Source organism: Streptomyces sp. ID05-26A, from assembly GCF_033794685.1.
Classification (GTDB): Bacteria; Actinomycetota; Actinomycetes; order Mycobacteriales; family Pseudonocardiaceae; genus Lentzea.
Genome location: NZ_JARAYZ010000001.1, coordinates 370,361 through 391,923, shown reverse-complemented (window position 1 = coordinate 391,923; position 21,563 = coordinate 370,361). Strand labels below are relative to the sequence as shown.

At 70.1% G+C, this 21,563-nt stretch carries 17 protein-coding genes; 11 read left to right on the top strand and 6 right to left on the bottom strand.

Annotation, left to right across the window (positions count from 1 at the left end):
- Positions 1-2: 2 nt before the first annotated feature.
- Together PV646_RS01900 and PV646_RS01895 are read right to left on the bottom strand one after the other, a co-directional pair.
- Complete coding sequence (locus tag PV646_RS01900; protein ID WP_500339706.1) at positions 3-1,541, bottom strand: alkaline phosphatase D family protein; 1,539 nt, start codon at positions 1,539-1,541, stop codon at positions 3-5.
- Positions 1,541-2,047: a phosphoesterase gene (locus tag PV646_RS01895; protein WP_500339705.1), complete on the bottom strand. Its 507-nt coding sequence runs from the start codon at positions 2,045-2,047 to the stop codon at positions 1,541-1,543. Before PV646_RS01895 ends, PV646_RS01900 begins: the two co-directional genes overlap by 1 nt.
- A gap of 282 nt (positions 2,048-2,329) precedes the next feature.
- On the opposite strand from PV646_RS01895, the gene PV646_RS01890 reads away from it, so the two are divergent.
- A complete protein-coding gene (locus PV646_RS01890) occupies positions 2,330-2,725 on the top strand; it encodes an SCO2097 family morphological protein (protein ID WP_329789677.1) in 396 nt (131 codons plus the stop codon).
- A 72-nt stretch (positions 2,726-2,797) separates the two neighbouring features.
- Here PV646_RS01890 and PV646_RS01885 read toward each other — a convergent pair whose 3' ends face one another.
- The 3 genes from PV646_RS01885 to PV646_RS01875 are packed head-to-tail and all read right to left on the bottom strand — an operon-like array spanning position 2,798 to position 7,543.
- Entirely contained in the window at positions 2,798-5,272 is a 2,475-nt protein-coding gene (locus PV646_RS01885) for a transglutaminase TgpA family protein (RefSeq protein ID WP_500339704.1), read from the bottom strand.
- Between the two features lies 1 nt (position 5,273).
- The gene (locus PV646_RS01880) at positions 5,274-6,539 is read right to left on the bottom strand and encodes a DUF58 domain-containing protein (RefSeq protein ID WP_500339703.1); all 1,266 of its coding nucleotides are present in this window, start codon (positions 6,537-6,539) and stop codon (positions 5,274-5,276) included.
- 2 nt (positions 6,540-6,541) lie between these two features.
- Positions 6,542-7,543, bottom strand: coding sequence for an AAA family ATPase (locus tag PV646_RS01875; protein ID WP_229693250.1), 1,002 nt, complete (start codon positions 7,541-7,543; stop codon positions 6,542-6,544).
- Positions 7,544-8,160: 617 nt separating this feature from the next.
- On the opposite strand from PV646_RS01875, the gene mraZ reads away from it, so the two are divergent.
- The 5 genes from mraZ (at position 8,161) to PV646_RS01850 (ending at position 13,535) form a co-directional block, all read left to right on the top strand.
- The gene (gene mraZ / locus PV646_RS01870; protein WP_030479478.1) at positions 8,161-8,592 is read left to right on the top strand and encodes a division/cell wall cluster transcriptional repressor MraZ; all 432 of its coding nucleotides are present in this window, start codon (positions 8,161-8,163) and stop codon (positions 8,590-8,592) included.
- A gap of 165 nt (positions 8,593-8,757) precedes the next feature.
- Positions 8,758-9,711, top strand: coding sequence for a 16S rRNA (cytosine(1402)-N(4))-methyltransferase RsmH (gene rsmH / locus PV646_RS01865; RefSeq protein ID WP_500339702.1), 954 nt, complete (start codon positions 8,758-8,760; stop codon positions 9,709-9,711).
- Positions 9,708-10,286 carry a cell division protein FtsL gene (gene ftsL / locus PV646_RS01860; RefSeq protein WP_500339701.1) on the top strand — a complete coding sequence of 193 codons (579 nt, stop codon included), beginning with the start codon at positions 9,708-9,710 and terminating at the stop codon, positions 10,284-10,286. Before rsmH ends, ftsL begins: the two co-directional genes overlap by 4 nt.
- Positions 10,286-12,187 (top strand): peptidoglycan D,D-transpeptidase FtsI family protein, encoded by a 1,902-nt coding sequence (locus PV646_RS01855; RefSeq protein WP_500339700.1) that lies wholly within the window; start codon positions 10,286-10,288, stop codon positions 12,185-12,187. The genes ftsL and PV646_RS01855 overlap by 1 nt, the downstream gene beginning before the upstream one ends.
- 160 nt (positions 12,188-12,347) lie before the next feature.
- Entirely contained in the window at positions 12,348-13,535 is a 1,188-nt protein-coding gene (locus PV646_RS01850) for a putative glycoside hydrolase (protein ID WP_500339699.1), read from the top strand.
- On the opposite strand, the gene PV646_RS01845 is transcribed toward PV646_RS01850, so the two are convergent.
- Positions 13,532-14,281 (bottom strand): universal stress protein, encoded by a 750-nt coding sequence (locus PV646_RS01845; protein WP_500339698.1) that lies wholly within the window; start codon positions 14,279-14,281, stop codon positions 13,532-13,534. The two genes, PV646_RS01850 and PV646_RS01845, sit on opposite strands and share 4 nt — an antisense overlap.
- Positions 14,282-14,557: 276 nt before the next feature.
- On the opposite strand from PV646_RS01845, the gene PV646_RS01840 reads away from it, so the two are divergent.
- From PV646_RS01840 to ftsW, 5 genes are all read left to right on the top strand, one after another.
- Positions 14,558-16,084 (top strand): UDP-N-acetylmuramoyl-L-alanyl-D-glutamate--2,6-diaminopimelate ligase, encoded by a 1,527-nt coding sequence (locus PV646_RS01840; RefSeq protein ID WP_500339697.1) that lies wholly within the window; start codon positions 14,558-14,560, stop codon positions 16,082-16,084.
- Positions 16,081-17,541 (top strand): UDP-N-acetylmuramoyl-tripeptide--D-alanyl-D-alanine ligase, encoded by a 1,461-nt coding sequence (locus PV646_RS01835; protein ID WP_500339696.1) that lies wholly within the window; start codon positions 16,081-16,083, stop codon positions 17,539-17,541. The genes PV646_RS01840 and PV646_RS01835 overlap by 4 nt, the downstream gene beginning before the upstream one ends.
- A complete protein-coding gene (gene mraY / locus PV646_RS01830) occupies positions 17,538-18,623 on the top strand; it encodes a phospho-N-acetylmuramoyl-pentapeptide-transferase (RefSeq protein ID WP_500339695.1) in 1,086 nt (361 codons plus the stop codon). The genes PV646_RS01835 and mraY overlap by 4 nt, the downstream gene beginning before the upstream one ends.
- 4 nt (positions 18,624-18,627) lie before the next feature.
- Positions 18,628-20,001 (top strand): UDP-N-acetylmuramoyl-L-alanine--D-glutamate ligase, encoded by a 1,374-nt coding sequence (gene murD / locus PV646_RS01825; RefSeq protein ID WP_500339694.1) that lies wholly within the window; start codon positions 18,628-18,630, stop codon positions 19,999-20,001.
- Positions 20,002-20,068: 67 nt separating this feature from the next.
- On the top strand, positions 20,069-21,535 hold the full coding sequence (gene ftsW / locus PV646_RS01820; protein WP_500339692.1) for a putative lipid II flippase FtsW: 1,467 nt from the start codon (positions 20,069-20,071) through the stop codon (positions 21,533-21,535).
- The last annotated feature ends 28 nt before the right edge of the window (positions 21,536-21,563 follow it).

The following is a 21,563-nucleotide window of genomic DNA, read 5'->3' as shown; positions in this document are numbered from 1 at the left end:
GGTCAGGGCCGCCGGTACTGCGCAGGCGAGCCCGCGGTCGCCGGGTCCTCGTAACTCCCGGCCTTCCCCCGGTCGACGTGGAACGTCGTCAGCGTCGACACCGGCGACGCCGCGTCCCGCCGGTCCCCGATCACCTTCATGTGCGTGGTGAACCGCTGGGGCGTCACCTCGTACACGTCGTACCCGTACCTGTTGCCCTCGAAGTACTTCAGGTGCGGGTTCGCCGCCCCCATCACCGGTCCGTTCACCGCGTTCCACTCCGGCGAGTAGGCCCCGGACGTGACCGAGTGCGCGGTGAACTCCGTGCCGATCACCGGTGACGACACGTCGTCGAAGTCCGGGCGGATGTCGTCCACGAACGCCGAGTGCCAGTCGCCGGTCAGCACGACGAGGTCCTTCAGGCCGGAGGACGCCACGTGCCCGAGCACCTCGCGGCGTTCGGCCAGGAAGCCGTCCCACTGGTCGGTGAAGTAGTAACCGCCGCCCTGGCGGGCCAGTTGCGACAGCATGATCGAGTTGATCCACACCTGCCACGCCTCGCGGGCGCCGGAGATGCCGTCCAGCAGCCACTTCTTCTGCGAAGCGCCCAGGATCGTGCCTGACGGCAGGTTCTGCGCGGACCGGAACTGGCGCAGGTCCAGCACGGTCAGGTCGAGCAACGACCCCCACTCGCGGCGGCGGTGGATCTGCGGTTCGAGAGCGCTCCCAGAGCGGATCGGCAGGTGTTCGTACCAGGCCTGGTAGGCGGCGGCACGGCGTTTCACGAACGGTGCGGAGCCCTCGGTGCCGCTGTAGTCGTTGACGACCTCGTGGTCGTCCCAGGTGAGGTAGAAGGGATGAGCGGCGTGGGCGTCGCGGAGGGACGGATCGCCCTTGTACAAGGCGTGGCGGCGCCGGTAGTCCGCAAGGGACAGCACAGCGGGGCCTTCGTGATCACGCACGTGTGCGCCGCCGACCTGGCCGTGCTCGTAGATGTAGTCGCCCAGGTGCACGACGAAGTCCAGGTTCTCGGCCGCGATCCCGCGGTGAGCGGCGTAGAAGCCGTCGTGGAACGCCTGGCAGTTCGCCGTCGCGAAACGCACCTTCGACACCGGGCCGACCGGAGCGGTGCGGGTACGGCCGACACGAGAACGCTTGCCCAGAGCCGAGAACTGGTAGTAGTAGGTGCGGCCGGGACGAAGTCCATGCACGGGCACGTGCACGCTGTGCCCCAACAGGTTCGACGCGGCGATCTTCCCGCACGCCACGCGCGAGCGCATCGTGCGGTCCAGCGCGACGGCCCACTCGACCTCGACGATCTCGGGCAACGGCTGCTCGAACGCCAGCGGCTCGGGTGCCAGCCGCGTCCACAGGATCACGCTGTCCGGCAACGGGTCCCCGGAGCCGACGCCCAGGCAGAACGGCGCCGCGTCCCACGACGCGCCCAGGTCGAGAGCGGCCGCGTGGGCCTGCGCGGGGGACAGACCGGCCGAGAGCGGCCACACGGTGCCGAGAGCACCGGCGGCGGCCGCGGCACGGAGGAGATCACGTCGGTTCAGCATCAGCGGCCTCCGACCGTGAACGAGATGTTGTCCGCGTAGCCGTCGTTCGACGTGCCGCCGCCGGAACGGGTCAGTTGCAGCGTCACCACGGCGGTGCGGCTGCCCGGTGGCACGGTGCCCCGCGCCGACCGCTCGACGAGGCCCGTGCGGCCGGACCGCTCCTCCGCCGTCACCGGGCCGAGCACCACGAGACCGCGCGGGGTGCCGCCGGCGTCGAGGAACTCCACGGACAGTCGGGCGCCGTCCTGCTGCGATGCGTAGCCGCCGAGCCATGCGGACACGGCGAACTGAGACGACTTGCGCGGCAACGTCACGTTCTGTCGCAGAGTGCTCAGTGGCGTGTCGCCGCCACCGAAGAACGACGCGCCACGCTCCGCCGGACCGGGATCACCGGGTCCCGGATACCCCTGCCCCGTGTCGTACCGCAGCACGACGGGGGCGCCCGCGACGACGAGCCAGCCGGTCAGGCCCTGCTCGGCGGCACCGTTCACGATCAGTTCGGTCATGCGACCGATCCGAGCAAGCGGGGATTTCCCGGGCGAGGACCAGGGCCGAACGACACGTGAACTCAAGGCCACAAGGGGCTGGAAGGAGCCTCACGAAGGCCTCACCACTGCCCCAGGAGGATGATGGTGACAGAACAGACCGTATGAGAAGGCCGACTGGGTAGTCGCCGGGGCGCGCGGATCGTATCCTGGAGGGTGACGTCCCCAGGGTGGGTCGTCCGCCGGGTTCGGCGGAAACCGAAAACACCCGGCGCCCGCGACCGCTGTGCCGGAGGAGGAACGATGCCACTCTCCGAGCACGAGCAGCGACTGCTCGACCAGATCGAGCGCGCGCTCTACGCCGAGGACCCGAAGTTCGCATCTACCGTACGGGGCGCCAAGTTGCGGCGGCCGTCCAAGCGACGCCGCGTGCAGGGCATCGTGTTGTTCGTGGTCGGCGTGGCCGCGCTCATCACCGGAGTGATGCTGCCGCAGCTCTCGATCGCCAGCATTCCCGTGGTGAGCGTCTTCGGCTTCCTGCTCATGTTCTTCGGTGCGCTCATCACCCTGACGACGCTGCGTCGTGGTGACCAGGTCGCCGAGGGAACGCAGGAGGACGGCAAGCCAGCGCGCAGCCGCAGCTCGTTCTCCGAACGGATGGAAGAGCGCTTCCGCCGTCGCTTCGACGAAGAGCAGTAAACCGCCCGAGCAGCTTCACGACGATGGGCCCGCCCCCGGCAGGGGAGCGGGCCCATCGTCGTCGTGCGGGACCTACACCCCGACGGGCTCGCGGTCGGGAGCGTCGGCCACCGGCGCGGGCGACGGCTTGAGCACCGACTTCGGGAACAACTTCGCCTTCCACGACAGCGGCGCGTTCTGCCGCAACGACTGGCGCACCGCCGCCAGCGCGCCCGGCAACGACGGGTCGGCGGCAGGGTGCGGGCTGTACCAGGACCGCTCGATCGCCCCGATCACCGTCCGCAGGCCGTTCTTGCCCGCGTCGTCCAGGTTGTGCTCGCGCGCAAGCCGGCGGGCGGCGACCCGGATCGTCTCGGCGGACGGCACGGGCGCGCCGCGGTCGATCGACTCCGCCATGAGCTCGCTCCACGCCGCGGTGGCCGATCCGGGGCCGAGCACCGTCACCGCGTGCAGGTGGTTGCGCCGTCGCACGGCACGGATCAGCAGCGGCGTGAACAGGATCCCGGCGAGCACCAGCACCACACCGAGCCACCACGACAACATCGCGGCCGCGAGTCCCGCGCCTATCAGCCACAGCCCGGCCACGGCCGGGATGAGCAGCTTGCGCGCCCACGCCATGCCCAGCAGGCCCGCGCCGACCACTCCGAGCAGCGCCAGCACCAGGAAAACCGACAACAACGCCGCCAGCACCAGCACGACGCCCAGCGCCCACACGTGCCACGGAGGCGGGCCCGACTCCTGGGCCTGCGGCAGTCCCTGGTCGCCGTCCTCACCGTCGGGCGAGGCCGACGCCTGGGCCGAACCGGACTGCGACGGCGCCGCCGGGTTCGTGGTCGTCTCGGCCGTCGGCACCTCCTCCTGACCCGGCGCGGTCTCGCGCAGGTACGGCGGCACGATGCCGCGGCCGTCGTTGACCGGGGTCGGGTCGAAGGTCATCCAGCCGTAGTTCGGGAAGAAGATCTCGACCCACGCGTGCGCGTCCTCGGTGCTGACCACGCGGTAGGAGCCGTCCGCGGACGGGACGCCGGCGGTGAAACCGATCGCCACGCGCGACGGCAGGCCCACCACGCGCGCCATCACGGCCATCGCGGAGGCGTACTGCTCGCAGTAGCCGACCTTGCTCCTGAGCACGAAGTCGCTCAGCGCGTCCGTCGTGATGTCGCCGCCGGTCTGGAGCTTGTACTCGAACCCGCTGGTGGGGCTGTTGAAGAACGCCGTGAGCGCGGCCGCCTTGTCGAAGTCGTTGGTGGCGCCCTCGACGGCCTTCTTCGCGGCGTCCACGACCCCCTGCTCGACACCGTCGAACTTGTAGTACTCGCGATCGACCGCGTTCGCCTGGGTCGGTGCCAGCCGCAGCGCCTGCTTCGTCGGCGTCGCCATCACCGTGTCGATCTCGTACGGCTCCGGCTCGCGCTCCCGCTGGGTGTAGATCACGCCCTTCTTCGGGTCGAACTGGTAGTCGTCGTCCGGGGTGTCGATGCGGCGGACGGAGCCGTAGGTCGGCAGCCAGAAGCTCCGCCAGTCGCGCGGCTCGATGTTGATCCGGGTGATCTTGCCTTCACCTCGGTCGCCAGGCTGCGGCGGAAGCTCCCCGCGCGCGGGCTGGCCGCCAGGAGGGGTGCCCCGCTCCCAGCCCTTGTTCGGCACGTACTGGGCGAGCGTCGACGCCCGCATGTACGTCGGATCGGTCATGCCCCGCACGTAGAACACCTCGGCGCTGCGGCCGCGGTTGAGCATGCCGCGCAGCGACGTCATCTCGCTCAGTCCGATGCCGCCCTTGCCACCGCCGCCACCACCGCTGCCGGGCAACCTGCCGACCGTGCCGACGAGCGTGAAGCCCGCGCCGACGATCAGCGCGATCACCATCGCGATCGCCGCCACGGAGGTCGCGGACCCGCCGGACCCGCTCGCCGACCCGGAACCGAGCCGGCCCCGCCACGCCTCGTGGCGGTGCTGACCGTCGACCGCGAGCAGCATCGCGAACGCCGCCGCGCCCAGGATGAACGTCCAGAACGGCAGCATCTCGTCGGCCAGCGACGCGGGGACGGCGAACACGCACAGCAGCACCAGGCCGGACGCCGCCGGGGCCGCCGCGGCGACGGCCAGCGTGTCGACCAGCACCGCGACCAAGCCGATCGCCAGCACCACGAGAGCCTGGATCGCCGGTGACGCGTGCACCGGTGGAACACCGGTCTGCACCTGCGCCACGGAGTCCGCGAGCACGTCGCCGAGCTCTCCCAGCGCGTCGGGGCCGGGGATGAACAGGAAGATGCCCGACCGCGTGTGCAACGCCGTGAGCAGGCACAACAGCACGGCGACCTGGGCGATCGCGACCAGCGGCGGGGTCAGCCGGGTCGCCCGCAGGAACGCGCCGGTCACGGTGATCGCGACGATCACCACGCCGATGCGCACCAGCCACAGGTCGCCCTCGATGACGCCGGACAGCGCGGTGGACGCGCAGAGCACGGCCAGCGCGGCGATCCACGGCGTCGCCGAGGTGAACCACTCGGGCTCGGTGCCCTTCGAGGAAGTGGAACGGGACCCCATCTCAGCCCACCTCCGAGCGGAACGACGAACCCCGGGTGCCCGCCGAGGCGCACAACTCCTGCCACACCTGCTGCATCGACGCGGACGGCTTCGCGATCGCCACGCCCCAGCCCGCACCGGTCAGCAACCGCCGGGCGTCCTCGGGCTCGGGAGCGGCGCTGTCGGTGCCGCCGCCCCACGCGTTCACGTCCAGCAACACGGCCAGGCTGCGGGTACCGCGCGGCCGGTACCGGACCAGTTCCTCCGCCGACGCGGGCGACAGGCCGCCCAGCACCGCGATGACCTCCTGGCCGGCGCCGGGGTCCATCCCGCCGCTGAGCTCACGGCGGTGCGAACCCTGCAACGCCGCGAGCGAGTCCAGCACCACGTGGTCGCTGTGCCCGCCGTCGGACGACCCGCCCGCGAGCACCCGCCCGTCCTCGGAGACCAGGCGCACCTGGTGGCCGAAGTGGTGCAGGTGCAGGCAGATCGACGCGGCGAACGAGATGGCCCACTCCAGTGACGCCGTGGGCCCGCTGCCGCGGTGCGCGTGCACCCGGTGGTCCAGCAGCACCGTCGTGCCGCCGCGCCACGGCCGTTCCTCGACGCGCACCATCAGCTCGTCACGGCGAGCGGTCGACCGCCAGTGGACCTTCCGCAGGTCGTCGCCCTGCCGATACGGCCGCACGACCGCGTCGTCCTCGCCCTGACCGGCGCGCAGCCGCACCGAGCCGTCGTCACCCGCGCCCATGCCGGACCCGCCGGGCAGACCGGCCAGCCGCACGACGCGAGGCACCACGACCAGCCGGGACCGGCCCGCGAGTTCGCGGTCGAACTCGGCGAGGCCGAACGGGTCGGTGATCCGCGCCATCAGCGGCCCGACCTGCTGGATGCCGCGCATGACCGGCTTGAGCGGGTAGCGCAGCGAGGTCGGCGTGTTGCGGGGCAACCGCTCCACCAGGAACCGCGGCCGCGCGCCCAGCGCGTACGGAACGGTGTCCTCCAGCATCAGCCCGCCCGTGGGCAGCCGGCCGGTGCTGCGCAGGTCGAGCTTCACCTCGGACGCGGCCCCCACCGGCACGCGACTCGGCGCGAGGTACCGGGCGGCGTGCAGGCCGACCCGGGCCCTCGTCGCGAGCCACGCGGCCAGCAGCGGCAACGCGATCACGAAGGCGGCGACCCGCAACAGGTCGCGTTCGTTCAGCACTGCGGCGCACACTCCGGCGGCGAACCCCGCGGCCAGCAAGCATCTTCCGCGTGTGGTCAGACCGGAGAGTGCGGTGCGCATCGTTAGCGTGGCGTCCCTGCGTTGTTGTTGTTCATGCTCCGGACGAACGCCGCGCTCGGGTCGAGTGCCGCCGTCGGCACCGGCACGCGCTGCAACAGGGCCCTGATCAGCTCGGCGGGCGACCGGCGGGCGGCCTGGGCCTCCGCGGTCAGCACGAGCCGGTGGGCCAGCACCGGGATCGACACCGCGTGGATGTCGTCCGGCACCACGAAGTCACGGCCGGCCAGCGCCGCCTGTGCCCGCGCGGCGCGCACGAGGTGCAGCGTGGACCGGGGAGAAGCACCCAGCCGGAGCTCCGGCAGGCGGCGCGTCGCCGAGACGAGCTCGACGGCGTACCTGCGGACCTCGGGGGACAGGTGCACCCGGCGCACGGCCTCGACCAGCCGCAGGATCTGCGCGGCGTCCGAGACGGGCCGCAGGTCGTCGAGCGGGTTGTGACCCGCGTGCTCGTCGACCATCGCGAGTTCGGCCTGCGGGTCCGGGTACCCGATCGACACGCGCGCGGTGAACCTGTCGCGCTGCGCCTCCGGAAGGGCGTACGTGCCCTCCATCTCGATCGGGTTCTGCGTCGCGATCACCATGAACGGCGAACCCAGCGGGTACGTGTTGCCGTCGACCGTGACCTGGTGCTCCTCCATGCACTCCAGCAGCGCGGACTGCGTCTTGGGGGAGGCGCGGTTGATCTCGTCGCCGACGACGATGTTCGCGAAGATCGGGCCCGGCCGGAACTCGAAGTCGTTCTCCTGCCGGTTGTAGATCGACGAGCCCGTGATGTCGCTCGGCAGCAGGTCGGGCGTGAACTGCACCCGGCTCACCGTGCAGTCGATCGAACGGGCCAGCGCTTTGGCCAGCGAGGTCTTGCCGACACCCGGCACGTCCTCGACCAGCAGGTGCCCCTCGGCGAGCAGCGTCACGAGGGCCAGACGGACCACGTCGGGTTTGCCGACGAGCACCCGCTCGACGTTCGCGGCGATCCGCTGGACGGCGCCGTGCAACTCACCCAGAACCTGATCGACCGGCGCGTGACTGTTCGCGCTTGGGCTTCCCGGCGTCACTAAACCTCCAGCAGCCGTGTCCGGAACACGGACGTGTGAGCGTTTCACGCAGTGTGTCAAACCACGGCTAAGTGCCGTTACCCGAAGTGTGAACCAGTGTGCGCTCACGGTCTTCAGACGGTCGTGACCGTTTCGTCATCACGGTAGCTGGCCGCGCCGACGGTCCCGGCTCGCCGCCCACTGGCACCCATGCTCGTCTGCCTTCGCTCACGTCGCCCCGACTCCTGGTGAGTGCCCTGCCACCTGCGGGCTGAATCGGGTTCGCTCCACCTCAGTCCACCTTCCCCCACCGATGCTTCCCAACCCCATGTTTTGGCCAAAATTTCTAGGCCGTTCGAGTGCTTATCCGGACCTGAACCCTCACCCGCGAAGGTGGTGCATGACCACTTCCCCCACCGTCCCCCCACGCTGCCCCACGGCGTCTACCTGGGAAAACGAGTTTCGACATGCTGTGTAAACACCTGTTTCAACGTTGACTGTGGTGAAAAGTGGGGTACTGTGGCGGCCGGTGGGGCAGACGGGGGCTCCACTGCCGGTCTCGTCGTCCGGCAAGGGAGGTGGATGCCGTGTTCCTGGGCACTCACTACCCGCGCCTGGACGACAAAGGTCGGCTGACACTGCCTGCGAAGTTCCGGGACGAACTGGCGGGAGGTCTCATGGTCACCAAAGGCCAGGACCACTGCCTGTACGTGTTTCCCCGGGCTGAGTTCGAGCAGATGGCGAAGAAGGTCGCCGAGGCGCCGTTCACCAACGACGCCGTACGCGCCTATCAGCGTTATCTGTTCGCAGGAACGGACGAGCAGCGTCCGGATGGTCAGGGCCGCGTCCTGATCGCACCGGAACTGCGCCGGTATGCCGGGCTGACCAAGGAGTGCGTGGTCGTCGGCGCGTTCACCAGGATGGAGATCTGGGACGCGGCGGCCTGGCAGACCTATCTCGACGAGCACGAGGACGGCTACGCCACCGCTCGCGAGGAGGTCATTCCGGGCGTCTTCTGATGGCGGTCAGCCGAGCAACAGGCCGGATGTTCAACGCGATTCGGGTGCCGTGAGGCCTCGGTCCGCTCGAGTATCGGCCCTGGCGCACCTTCCCCGGCGCCAGGTTCGACGGGCGGGCGGGGACCTGACGTCACCCGAAACGCGCATCAGGGGAGCAGAGGGACGATGGATCAGCCGCGGCACGTACCGGTGCTGCTGGACCGCGTCCTGGAACTCTTCGCTCCAGCGCTCTCCGGCAAGCCTGCCATCGTTGTCGACACGACCCTCGGCATGGGCGGCCACTCCGACGCGCTGTTGAGCGCCCATCCCGAGCTCACCCTCATCGGGCTCGACCGCGACCCGCAGGCCATCGAGATGGCGGGCAAGCGCCTCGCTCACCACGGTGACCGCGTTCATCTCGTCAACGTCACCTACGACCACATCGACGAAGCCGTGGAAGACCTCGGCTTCTCGAAGGTCGACGGTGTCCTGATGGACCTCGGCGTGTCCTCGTTGCAGCTGGACGAGGAGGAACGCGGGTTCGCGTACTCGAAGGACGCCCCGCTCGACATGCGGATGTCCAAGGGCACCGGCATGACGGCGGCGGACGTGCTCAACACGTACTCGCACGGCGACCTCGCGCGGATCCTGTCGACCTACGGCGAGGAGCGGTTCGCGGGCAAGATCGCCTCCGCGGTGCTGCGGGAGCGCGAGAAGGAGCCGTTCACGAACAGCGGGCGGCTCGTCGAGCTGCTCTACGCGGCCGTGCCCGCGGCGTCGCGGCGCACCGGCGGGCATCCGGCGAAGCGCACGTTCCAGGCGTTGCGGATCGAGGTCAACGGCGAGCTGGAGTCGTTGCGGCTCGCGCTGCCGGCCGCTCTGGGCGTGCTGGGCATCGGCGGTCGCATCGTCGTGGAGTCGTACCAGTCCCTCGAGGACCGGATGGTGAAGCAGGCGCTCGCGGAGCTGGCGAAGTCGAAGACGCCGCCGGGCCTGCCGGTCGAGCTGCCGGGCCACGGGCCCGAGGTCAAGCTGCTGACCAGGGGCGCGGAGCTGGCGAACGAGCAGGAGATCGAGGACAACCCGCGGGCGGCGCCGGTGCGCCTGCGCGCGGCCGAGCGGATCGGAGCACCGAGGTGACGGCACCCGCACGGGTCGGTGGCTCGTCGCCCCGCGACCCCTCGAAGGACAAGGCCGAGCAGCAGGACAAGGCTCGCCGGCGCTCCGCCGGAGCCGAACGCGCCTACGCCCGGCGGGCCCAGCGCGCCTCGAACCTGCGCGGCGGTGCCGCGAGTTCCCAGCAGAAGGTGGCGTCGAAGGCGCCGTTCGTCGTGCTGGTGATGCTCGTGCTGGGCGCGGGCGTCGCCGGGATCATGTACTTCTCCACCCAGGCCGCCGCCGACACGTACCGATTGCAGGAGGCGCGGGCGGAGGCCGAGAGGCTGACGTTGCAGATGGAGCAGCTGCGCCGGGAGGTGGCGCTGCTCGAGTCGCCGACCGACCTCGCGCGCCGGGCGGGGGAGATGGGTCTCGTCGAGCCGTCGAACCCGGCACGGCTGCGGCAGAACCCGGACGGCTCGATCGAGGAGTTCGGCAAGCCGAGCGCGCCGACCAAGTCGACGCCGCCGCCACCGCCGTCCCCTGAGACGCCCGCCGGTCAGACGCCTCCGGCAGGTCAGCCTCCCGCCGGTCAGACGCCTCCGGCGGGTGGCTGATGCCCGGTCAGCAGACGAGGGGGCCGCGCCGCCCGTTGTCGGTGCGCGGTCCCCGCCCGGCCGCACGCCTGGGTGGCAACAGCAGGTTGCGCATCGGCGTCGGCCGCGTCCTGCTGATCGGTGCCCTGGTGGTCGCGGGCGTCAAGCTCGTGCAGGTGCAGGGACTGCAGGCGGAGGAGCTCTCGCTGCAGGCGCAGAAGCAGCGCACCACGCCCATCGACATCCCCGCCGAGCGCGGGTCGATCCTCGACCGCAACGGCAACCAGCTCGCGTTCTCGATCGAGGTGCGCGCGCTCTACATCCTTCCGCAGCGCGCGCGTAAGAACTGGGACGACGCCCACGCGAAGGACGCGAAGAAGTACCCCGGCACCTACGACGAGCACGCCCGCGAGATGGCGAAGTTCATCTCGTCGACGCTGGGCCCCGAGGTCAACGGGGAGAAGACCGACGAGGAGACCGTCTACCAGCAGCTGGTCAAGGACGTCACCTACGAGGTCCTGGTCAGCGAGTCCGAACCGGCGAAGGCCGCGAAGATCGTCGAGAAGTACCCGGCGGAGATCGGCTCGGAGTACCGCTCCAAGCGCATCTACCCCAACGGCGACCTGGCGTCGAACATCATCGGCGCGGCGAACTGGCGCCAGGAGGAGAAGCCGCCGACCGTCCAGGGCATCCTCGGTCTGGAGAACGCCCAGGACAACGTGCTGGCCGGCCGGACGGGCCGCCGCGTGGTCGACACGATGTCGGGTGACGACACCCTCGTCATCCCGAACACCGAGCGCGAGCTCGTGAAGCCGCAGCCGGGCAAGAGCCTCGAGCTCACGATCGACATCGACACGCAGTACGCCGTGCAGAAGATCATCAGCGACTACACGAAGAAGTTCGGCGCGAAGAACGGCTCCGCGGTCGTGCTGGACAGCCGCACCGGCGAGATCGTCGCGATGGCCAACGACAAGACGTACGACCCGACCGACTTCGGCAAGGCCTCCGAGGACCAGAAGCGCAACACGGCGGTGTCGTCGAGCTTCGAGCCCGGGTCGGTGAACAAGATCGTCACGGCCGCGGCCGCCGTCGAGTACGGCCTGTTCAAGCCGGACGACGTGCTGCAGGTGCCGGGGTCGATCAAGGTCGCCGACCGGATCATCAAGGACGCCTGGAACCACGGCACCGTGCCGATGTCGTTCACCGGCGTGTTCGCGAAGTCCTCCAACGTGGGCACGCTCGAGGCCGCCCAGGAGGTCGGCCAGGAGCGCTACGCCGAGATGCTGCAGAAGTTCGGCCTGGGCAAGCGCACCCAGTCGGGCGTCCCCGCCGAGGAGGCCGGTGTCGTCCCGCCGCTCAACCAGTGGTCCGGCTCGACCTTCGGCAACCTGCCGATCGGCCAGGGCCTCTCGATGACGTTGCTGCAGATGACCGGCATGTACCAGGCCATCGCGAACGACGGCGTGCGCATCCCGCCGCGACTGGTCCGCGCCGAGATCGGCGAGGCGGGCGCGCGCTCGGAGAAGCAGCGCCCCGACGGCGTCCGCGTGGTGTCGCCGGAGACCGCGAAGACCGTCCGCGACATGTTCCGCTCGGTCACGCAGTCCGACCCGCGCGACGCGAACCAGAACGGCACCGGCAAGCCCGCCGCCGTGCCCGGCTACCAGATCGCGGGCAAGACCGGCACGGCGCAGCAGATCGACCAGGCCTGCAAGTGCTACTCCCAGTCGCAGTACTGGACCACGTTCGCCGGCATCCTCCCGGCCGACAACCCGCGCTACGTGGTCGGCATCATGCTCGACGCACCGTCCGGCGCCCAGTCGGCGGCGCCGGTGTTCCACGACATCGCGACCTTCCTGACCCAGCGGTTCCAGGTGCCGATGTCGGCCGAGCAGACGCCGTACGTCCAGTTGCAGCTCTGAGGGGCGCGCATTCTCGGTGGTGCGCCGATGATTCGCAAGAGCCCGGGGTGCGCCCAGGCGTGATTCCGTCATCTTGACTGTGAAAACTTCTTCGTGTTGAGACGCAATTCGTCACGTTTAATTCTTCGAAACCGGAGAGTTGAACGAGGTGAGATCCGTCGTGCGTGCCACCGTATATTCGATCTTGGCATTTCTGCTCGGGATCGCACCCGCTCCCGCAGCTCAGACTCCGGAGGACGAGTCGGCCGTGAAGTCGTACTGGCTGCACATGAACAGCACGCCCACGTCCGACAAAATGATCGAACTCGAAGCGCAGCGACGTTCGTACGTGGTGTTGAACGCCTGGGAAAGTGATCTTGCGGCCAAGCTCAAGAAAGCGAACCCGAAGATTCAGGTCTTCGTCTACAAAGATCTTTCGTCGACGCGCAGCTACGCGTGTTCGAAGGGTGTCGACGACGCCGACCTGCCCACCGGCGTCGGGTACTGCGAGGCCGACCCGTCGTGGTTCCTGCGCGACTCCGCCGGCGACCGCTTCGAGTACTCCGGCTACGAGGGCCACTGGCAGATGGACGTCGGCAACCCGGCGTACCAGAACGCCTGGGCCGACAACGTGGTCGCGTCCTCGGCGAAGGTCTTCGACGGCGTCCTGATGGACAACGCCCTGTTCGCCTGCGACACCTACCACCAGGGCGTCTGCCCGGCCCAGTACCCGACCGACGAGTCGATGCGCGAGGCGTACCGCTCGCTGTTCGCCAACACCCGGCAGAAGTTCGTGGACGCGGGCCTGAAGACCGTCGCGAACATGTCCAACGCCCGCCTGCACGACGGCGCCTGGGACAGCTACGTCGAACACCTCGACGGCGGCTTCGACGAGTGGTGGCTGACCTTCGGCGACGGCGACCTGCTCTCCGAGTACGCGCAGGGCTGGAGCCGGCAGGTCGAGCAGATCACCGCCAACGAGGCCAAGGGCAAGATCACCTGGGTCCAGCCGCACCACAGCGGCGCCGAGCAGCCGTTCCGCTACGCCTTCGCGAGCTACCTGCTGGCCAAGGGCGAGCACGCGGCGATCTCCGAGATCGAGGAGACCGACCGCTACGACAACCCGTCGCAGTGGCGCGCCGAGTACGACTGGGACCTCGGCGCCCCGCTCGGCGCCCACCGCGAGATCGCGAAGAACGTGCACCAGCGCGACTTCGAGTGCGGCACGGTGCTCGTCAACGCGAACCGGACGGGCACCGGGCCGGTGACCGTGCGCCTCGACTCGATCCACACCAACGAGACGGGCGCACCGGTCAACTACATCGCCCTGGCGGGCACCACCGGAACCGTGCTGCGCAAGGACTGTTAGAGCGCCGCCCGGTCGTCCTGCAGAGGTTCGGGCCGAGCCACCAGCACGGGACACGACGAGTGGTAGAGCGCTGCTCGCGTGATCAGCCCGACGCCGTCGTGCTGCCCGCCCTTCCCGACCACCACGAGGTCGGAGTCCAGTGCCGCCAACGCCTCGTGCGGATGCCGTGACTCCACGAGGACCTCGGGCGTCAGTTCGGGAGCGGTGGTGCGCAGGAACAGCACTGCCCGCCGGACCGCCGCCTCGTCGCGGGGGACGGAGGCGTCGTTCTGGGCCGGCAGGTGCAGGTGCAGCAACCGCAGCCGCGCTCGGCGGGTGCGGCAGAGCTCGACCGCGCGCCGCAGCACGACCGGGTCCTCGCACCCGCCGACGGCAGCGGTGATCCAGCCGTGTTCACCGCGGATCGCCTCCGGGCGGCCGCGCACGACCACGACTCCGCACCGCGCGCGGCGCAACACCGGGAGGACGAGGGATCCCAGCCCCAGGCCGCGGTGCTGTTCGCCTTTGCACCCCAAGACCAAGGTCGCGCTGGAGTCCGACGCCCCCACCAGTGCGGCCACCGGGTCGTCTCCGCTCGGGCGGAAGTGGGCGGTGAGCATGGGGAGTCTCTCCAGGACCCGCTGGACCGTCGTGTCGCCGGGGTCCGCGAGGTACACCTGGAGGTCTGTCCTGAGTGACCACGCGTGCCGCGCTGCCCACTCGAAAGCGTGATATGCGGATTCGGAGGTGTCCACTCCGACCGTCACGGAACGACTGAAATCCGGTGCCCAGAACGAGAATCTCCTGGGTTCCACCGCCGAGCTGGTTCTCATCGCCGCCTCCTGCCGCTCCCTACCTCACCGCAGCCGCACCGGTGCCCACAGGGCACTAAGTCACGAAGCGGGCAGGAACTTGTTCGGCCGGACGGGCTCGCCCGCGAGGACCAGCGCGAACGGCCACCCGAACGGCCCAGAACCGCCGATCATCACCCGAACGCCAACGCGCCGCTCGACCACTCCGCGTACGCCGGTAGCCTCTTGCCCGTGCCTGCCAAGCTCGAGGGCAAGGTCGCGACCGCCCCGCCCCGCCCCAACGCCATTCGCCCTGCTTCCGTGGCTGCTCTCGCCGCGGTGGCCGACGTGCACCTGACCAGGCCGGCGCATGCCGACGTCCAGGTGACGGGGGTGACTCTGCGTGCACAGCACGTGATCGCAGGGGACCTCTACGCCGCACTGCCCGGTGCGCACGTCCACGGTGCCGACTTCGCCGACACGGCGATCGCGAACGGTGCCGTCGCCGTGCTGACGGACGAGGCCGGAGCCGCGCGCGACTCCCTCAAAGACGTGCCCGTGCTGATCCACCCGCGCCCCCGTGAGGTCGTGGGGCTGCTCGCCGCGCACGTCTACGGGCAGCCGTCGACGAAGGTGAAGTTGTGGGGGGTCACCGGCACGTCCGGCAAGACCACCACCACGTACATGATCGAGTCGGTGCTCCGGGCCGCCGGGAGGCAGACCGGCCTGATCGGCACGGTCGGCACCCGCATCGGCACCGAGCAGCTCGGCAGCTCCCACACCACGCCGGAGGCGCCGGACCTGCAAGCGCTCTTCGCGGTGATGGCCGAGCGCGGTGTCACCGACGTGGCGATGGAGGTGTCGAGCCACGCGCTGCACATGGGGCGCGTCGCCGCCACCGAGTTCGAGATCGGCGCGTTCACGAACCTGAGCCAGGACCACCTCGACTTCCACGCCGACATGGAGGAGTACTTCCAGGTCAAGGCGCAGCTGTTCGACGGCCGCGCGCGCAGGGAGATCGTCTGCGTCGACGGCGAGTGGGGCGACAGGCTGGTCAAGGCCGGCACGATCACCGTCGCCATGACCAAGCCCGCCGACTGGACCGCGAGCGACGTCGAGGTGTCGCCGACCGGTGAGCAGAGCTTCACCGCGCACGGCCCCGGCGGCGACATCCGGATCCACCTCCCGCTCGCGGGCAGCTTCAACATCGCGAACGCCCTGCTGGCCATCGCCTGCCTGCACGTCGAGGGCATCGGCGCCGAGGCCATCGCCGAGGGGCTGAAGACCGTCCAGGTGCCCGGCCGCATGCAGCGCGTCGACGAGGGCCAGGACTTCACCGCCGTCGTCGACTACTCGCACAAGCCCGCCGCCGTCGCGCTCGCGCTCGACGCGGTGCGCGCCAAGACCGACGGCCGGGTGATCATCGTGCTCGGCTGCGGTGGCGACCGGGACCGGGCGAAGCGCCCGCTGATGGGCGAGGCCGCCGCGGCACGCGCCGAGGTGTTGATCATCACCGATGACAACCCGAGGAGCGAAGACGCGTCCTCTATTCGGGCCGCCATGCTCGAAGGGGCGCTCGCCACCGCGAACCGGGGCGAGGTGCTCGAGATCGGCGACCGGAGGCTCGCGATCGAGAAGGCCGTCGAGCTGGCACTTCCGGGTGACGTCGTCGTCGTGGCGGGCAAGGGACACGAGACGGGACAGGAGATCGCCGGCGTGGTCCATCCGTTCTCGGACGTCGAGACGCTGACCGCCGCGATCAGGAGGGCACACCGTTGATCGCACTCACGCTCGCCGAGATCGCTGAGATCGTCGGCGGACGCCTGCACGCGACCGATGGCAGTCCGGTCGTGACGGGCACCATCGAGTTCGACACCCGCAAGATCACCGAGGGGGGCCTCTTCCTGGCCCTGCCCGGCGAACGCGTGGACGGCCACGACTTCGCCGCGGAGGCCGTGGCGTCGGGCGCGGCCGGCGTGCTGGCGGGCCGCGAGGTCGACGCACCCGCGGTGATCGCACCGCCGGTGGAGACCAGGCACGCCAACGCCTACGTGCTCGCCGGGGACAAGACCGGCGAGGGCGCGGCGGTGCTCGAGGCACTGGCCAAGCTCGCCCGCCACGTCACCGACCGCCTGAAGGACCTCACGATCGTCGGCGTCACCGGTTCGGCGGGCAAGACGTCCACCAAGGACCTCATCGCCCAGGTGTTGCGGCCGGTCGGTGACGTCGTGGCGCCGCCGGAGTCGTTCAACAACGAGCTCGGCCACCCGTGGACCGCGCTGAGGTCGACCGAGGACACCAGGTTCCTGGTGCTGGAGCTGTCCGCGCGCGGCATCGGCCACATCGCGAACCTGTGCGAGGTCGCCCCGCCGCGCTTCGGCGCCGTGCTCAACGTCGGCACCGCGCACCTCAGTGAGTTCGGTTCCCGCGAGGGCATCGCCCAGGGCAAGGGCGAGCTGATCGAGTCGTTGCCTGAGGACGGCGTCGCGATCCTCAACGCCGACGACCCACTGGTGGCGGGCATGGCGAGCCGCACCAAGGCCAAGGTCGTCCTCGTCGGCGAGAACAAGAACGCGGACGTCCGCGCCGAGGACGTCGAGCTGGACGAGCAGGCCCGGGCGAGCTTCACGCTGAAGACCGCCCAGGGCGACGCGCACGTCAAGCTCTCGCTCAACGGCACGCACCAGGTCGGCAACGCGCTGGTCGCCGCCGCCATCGCCCTGGAGCTGGGCGCCACGCCCGCCGAGGTCGCGCAACGGCTCGGCGCGGCGGAACGGGTCTCCGCGCACCGCATGGTAATCACCGACCGCGCGGACGGCGTGACGGTCATCGACGACGCCTACAACGCGAACCCCGACTCGGTGCGGGCGGCGCTCAAGGCGCTCGCGTCGATCGCGCGCTCCACCACGCCCGCCCGGCGCAGCTGGGCCGTCCTCGGCCCGATGGCGGAACTGGGCGACGACGCGGTGCGCGAGCACGACGAGATCGGCCGGCTGGTGGTGCGTCTCGACATCAGCAAGCTGGTCGTCGTCGGTGAGGCGGCCCGCGCGATGCACCAGGGCGCGCACCTGGAAGGATCTTGGGGAGACGAATCCGTCAGGGTGCCGGACGCAGACGCGGCTGTCGCGTTGCTCCAGGGGGAAGTCCGGCCCGGTGACGTAGTGCTGGTCAAGGCATCCAACGCCTATCGCCTGTGGCGCATTGCCGAGGCCCTGCTGGAGGCAGGAACCAAGTGAAGAGCATCCTGATCGCGGCAGCGATCGCACTCGCGGTGTCGATCCTGCTGACGCCTTATCTGATCAAGGTCTTCTCCCGGCAGGGCTTCGGCCAGGAGATCCGCGAGGACGGTCCGCAGCACCACAAGACCAAGCGCGGTACGCCGACCATGGGTGGCCTCGCCATCCTGGTCGCGATGTGGGCCGGTTACCTCGGCACACACCTCGTGAACTCGATGTCGGCTTCCGCCTCGGGGCAGACCCCGACGGCGTCCGGCCTGCTCGTGCTCATGCTGACGACGTCCCTCGGGCTCGTCGGCTTCCTCGACGACTTCATCAAGATCCGCAAGGCCCGCAACCTGGGCCTGAACAAGACGGCGAAGCTGGTCGGCCAGTTCATCGCGACGATCACGTTCGCGGTGCTCGTGCTGCAGTTCCCGAACAAGGACGGCCTGACGCCCGCGTCGGTCAACCTGTCGTTCGTCCGCGACATCACCGTGGTCTCGTTCGGCACCATCGGGTTCATCGTCTTCTGCTACGGCATGGTCGCCGCGTGGTCGAACGCCGTGAACCTGACCGACGGCCTCGACGGCCTGGCCGGCGGCTCGTCGGCGATGGTGTTCGGCACCTACGTGGTGATCTCGTTCTGGCAGTTCCGCTACAACTGCTCGAGCTACGCCGTGGCCGGGTGTTACGACGTGCGCGACCCGCTGGACCTCGCCGTGATCGCCGCGGCCGCGATGGCGGGCTGCATCGGCTTCCTCTGGTGGAACGCGGCTCCGGCCAAGATCTTCATGGGTGACACCGGTTCGCTCGCGCTCGGTGGCCTCGTCGCCGGTCTCGCGATCGCGACCCGCACCGAGCTGCTGATGATCGTCATCGGCGGTCTGTTCGTGGTCGAGGCCCTGTCGGTGGCGTTGCAGGTCGCGGTCTTCCGCACCTCGCGACGGCGTTTGTTCCGCATGGCCCCGTTCCACCACCACTTCGAGCTGGCGGGCTGGGCGGAAACCACGGTCATCATCCGTTTCTGGTTGATGGGTGGCATCTGCTGCATGTTCGGGCTCGGCGTGTTCTACAGCGAGTGGCTGACGGGCGGGTTCTAGGACGATGACCAAGCTGGCCGGAACAAAGGTGCTGGTGGCCGGTGCTGGAGTGACCGGCCGGTCCGCCGCGGAGGCGTTGCTCGCGGCGGGTGCCGAGGTCGTGGTGACGGACTCGTCGCCGGAACGACTCGCGGCGCTGGAGACCCTGCTCGAAGGCGTGGAACTGGTGCCCGGCCTGGCGGAACCCCCGGCCGGCACCTCCCTCGTCGTCACGAGCCCCGGCTGGCAGCCGTCGAGCCCGCTGCTCGCGGCCGCCGCCTCCGCCGGCATCGAGGTGATCGGCGAGGTCGAGCTGGCCTGGCGGATGGGCACCGAACTGGCCGATCCGCCGGTGTGGCTCGCGGTGACCGGCACGAACGGCAAGACCACCACGGTCGGCATGCTGGAGTCGATCCTGCACGCCGCCGGCGCGGACGCCGTGGCCTGCGGCAACGTCGGCCTGCCGGTCGTGGACGCGCTGCTCGCCGGCCGCCGGGTGCTCGCCGTGGAGCTGTCGAGCTTCCAGCTGCACTGGGCGCCGTCGGTGCGTCCGCAGGCGGGCGCGCTGCTCAACCTCGCCGAGGACCACCTCGACTGGCACGGCGGCATGGACGCCTACGCCCAGGCCAAGGCCGGGGTCCTCACCGGAGACGTGGCGATCGGCTGGCTCGACGACGACCGCGTCGTCGACCTGCTCGAAGACTCCCCGGCGCGCGACAAGGTCGGCTTCACGCTGGAAGAACCGCTGGCGGGCCAGCTCGGTGTGCGCGACGGCTGGCTGGTCGACCGCGCGTTCGCCGACGACGAGGCGCTGATCGAGGTCTCGAAGATCCGTCCGGCGGGCCCTCCCGGCATCGCGGACGCCCTGGCCGCCACGGCTCTGGCGCGTGCTTACGGCGTGCCGTCCGAGGCCGTGCGGGAAGGCCTGGAGGCGTTCGAACCGGCCGCGCACCGCGCCGTGCTCGTCACGGTCGACGCCGCCGACGTGAAGTACGTCAACGACTCGAAGGCGACGAACCCGCACGCGGCCGTGGCGTCGTTGCGCGCGTTCGACAGCGTTGTCTGGATCGCCGGTGGGCTTCTGAAGGGCGCGTCGGTCGAGGACATGGTGCGCACCGAGGCCCATCGCCTGCGTGGTGCCGTGCTGATCGGCGCCGACCGTGCGGTGATCGCGGAGGCTCTCGCGAAGCACGCTCCGGACGTGCCGGTGGTGGCGCTCGACCTCGCGGACGACGAAGACCCGATGCTGGCCGTGGTGCGTGCCGCGCAGGAGTTCGCGCAGTCCGGTGACACCGTGTTGCTCGCCCCTGCTGCCGCGTCGATGGACATGTTCACGGACTACGCGCACCGCGGACAGGCGTTCACGGATGCCGTAAAGCGCCTTACGGGTGGCCGGTAGGGTTCGAAAGGGGCGACACGCCCCAGGAATCCCCGTTCGAGCGCTTGACACAGGAGACGATGATCTGGTGACCGTCGTCGCCGACAAGCCGAGAAGCAAGCGGAAGGTTCGTCCCGCGGGCCGCGTCGCCTCGTTGCGCACCGGCATGACCTCGTGGCTGAGCCGCCCGCTCGCCGACTTCCACCTGTTGCTCGCGATCTTCGGCATGCTCACCGTGCTCGGCCTGGTGATGGTGCTGTCGGCGTCGGCGCCGGGACAGGTCGCGTCCGGTGTGTCCGCGTACAGCGTGTTCCAGAAGCAGCTGATCTACGTGTGCATCGGCGCCGTGCTGTTCTGGGTGATGCTGCGGTTCCCGTTGCGCCGGCTCCGGCACTTCTCGACGGCCGCGATGGGCATCGGCGTGCTGCTGCTCGCCCTCGTGCTGACGCCGCTCGGCGACGTCCGCGGTGGCGCGCGCTCGTGGTTCACGCTCGGGCCCGTCTCGTTCCAGCCGATCGAGGCCGTGAAGCTCGCGCTGGCGTTGTGGGGCGCGCACGTCCTGGTCACCAAGAGGGCGTTGCTGTCGCAGTACCGGCACCTGCTGGTGCCCGTCGTGCCGGTGGCCATGCTGGTGTTCGCGCTGGTGATGCTGCAGCCGGACCTCGGCGGCACGATCACGCTCGGCGTGGTGCTGATCAGCCTGCTGTGGTTCGTCGGCGCGCCGATGCGGTTGTTCGGCGTGATCGCCGGTGGTGCGGTGGCGGGTGCCGTCGTGCTCGCGATCGGCGCCACGTACCGGCTGCAGCGCGTGACGACGTTCCTCAACCCCGACGCCGATCCCGAGGGCGCCGGGCACCAGGCCCGGCAGGCGATGTTCGCGCTCGCCGACGGAGGCCTGTTCGGCAAGGGGCTCGCGCGGGGCAGTTCGCAGTGGCGGTACCTGCCCAACGTCGAGTCGGACTTCATCTTCGCCGTCATCGGCGAGGAGCTCGGGTTCGTCGGGTGCGCTCTGGTGCTGGTGCTGTTCGGCGGGCTCGCGTGGGTCGGCCTGCGGATCGCGTCGCGCAACACCGACCCGTGGATCCGGATCGTCTCCGCGACGCTGACGGTGTGGCTGGTCGCGCAGGCCGCGATCAACATCGGCTACGTCGTGCGGCTGCTGCCCGTCACGGGTCTCACGCTGCCGTTGATCTCTTCCGGCGGCACCTCGGTCGTGACGACCATGGTGGTGTTCGGCATCCTCGCGAACTGCGCCCGGCACGAGCCCGAAGCCGTGTCGGCGCTGCGTTCGCTCGGTCCCGGCCGTGTCGGCGGGCTGCTCAGGCTGCCCGCTCCGGAGGCCTACCGGGCGCCGGCCAAGCGCAAGCCGGTCCGCCCGTCCACGCCTCCCCGCGCACCGGGCCGTTCGCGGACACAGCAACTTCCGGTCGTGGATGAACGTCGTATGGCGGGAAGGTCCGCTCCGCCCTCGGAGTACCGTCGCCGCGACTCGCGGCGCACGCAGGGCCGTTCAGAGCAAGGCCGGTCGACCCGCGGTCGCGGGCGATCGAACTGATGTGAATCTTCAGCCGACAACTTGGGAG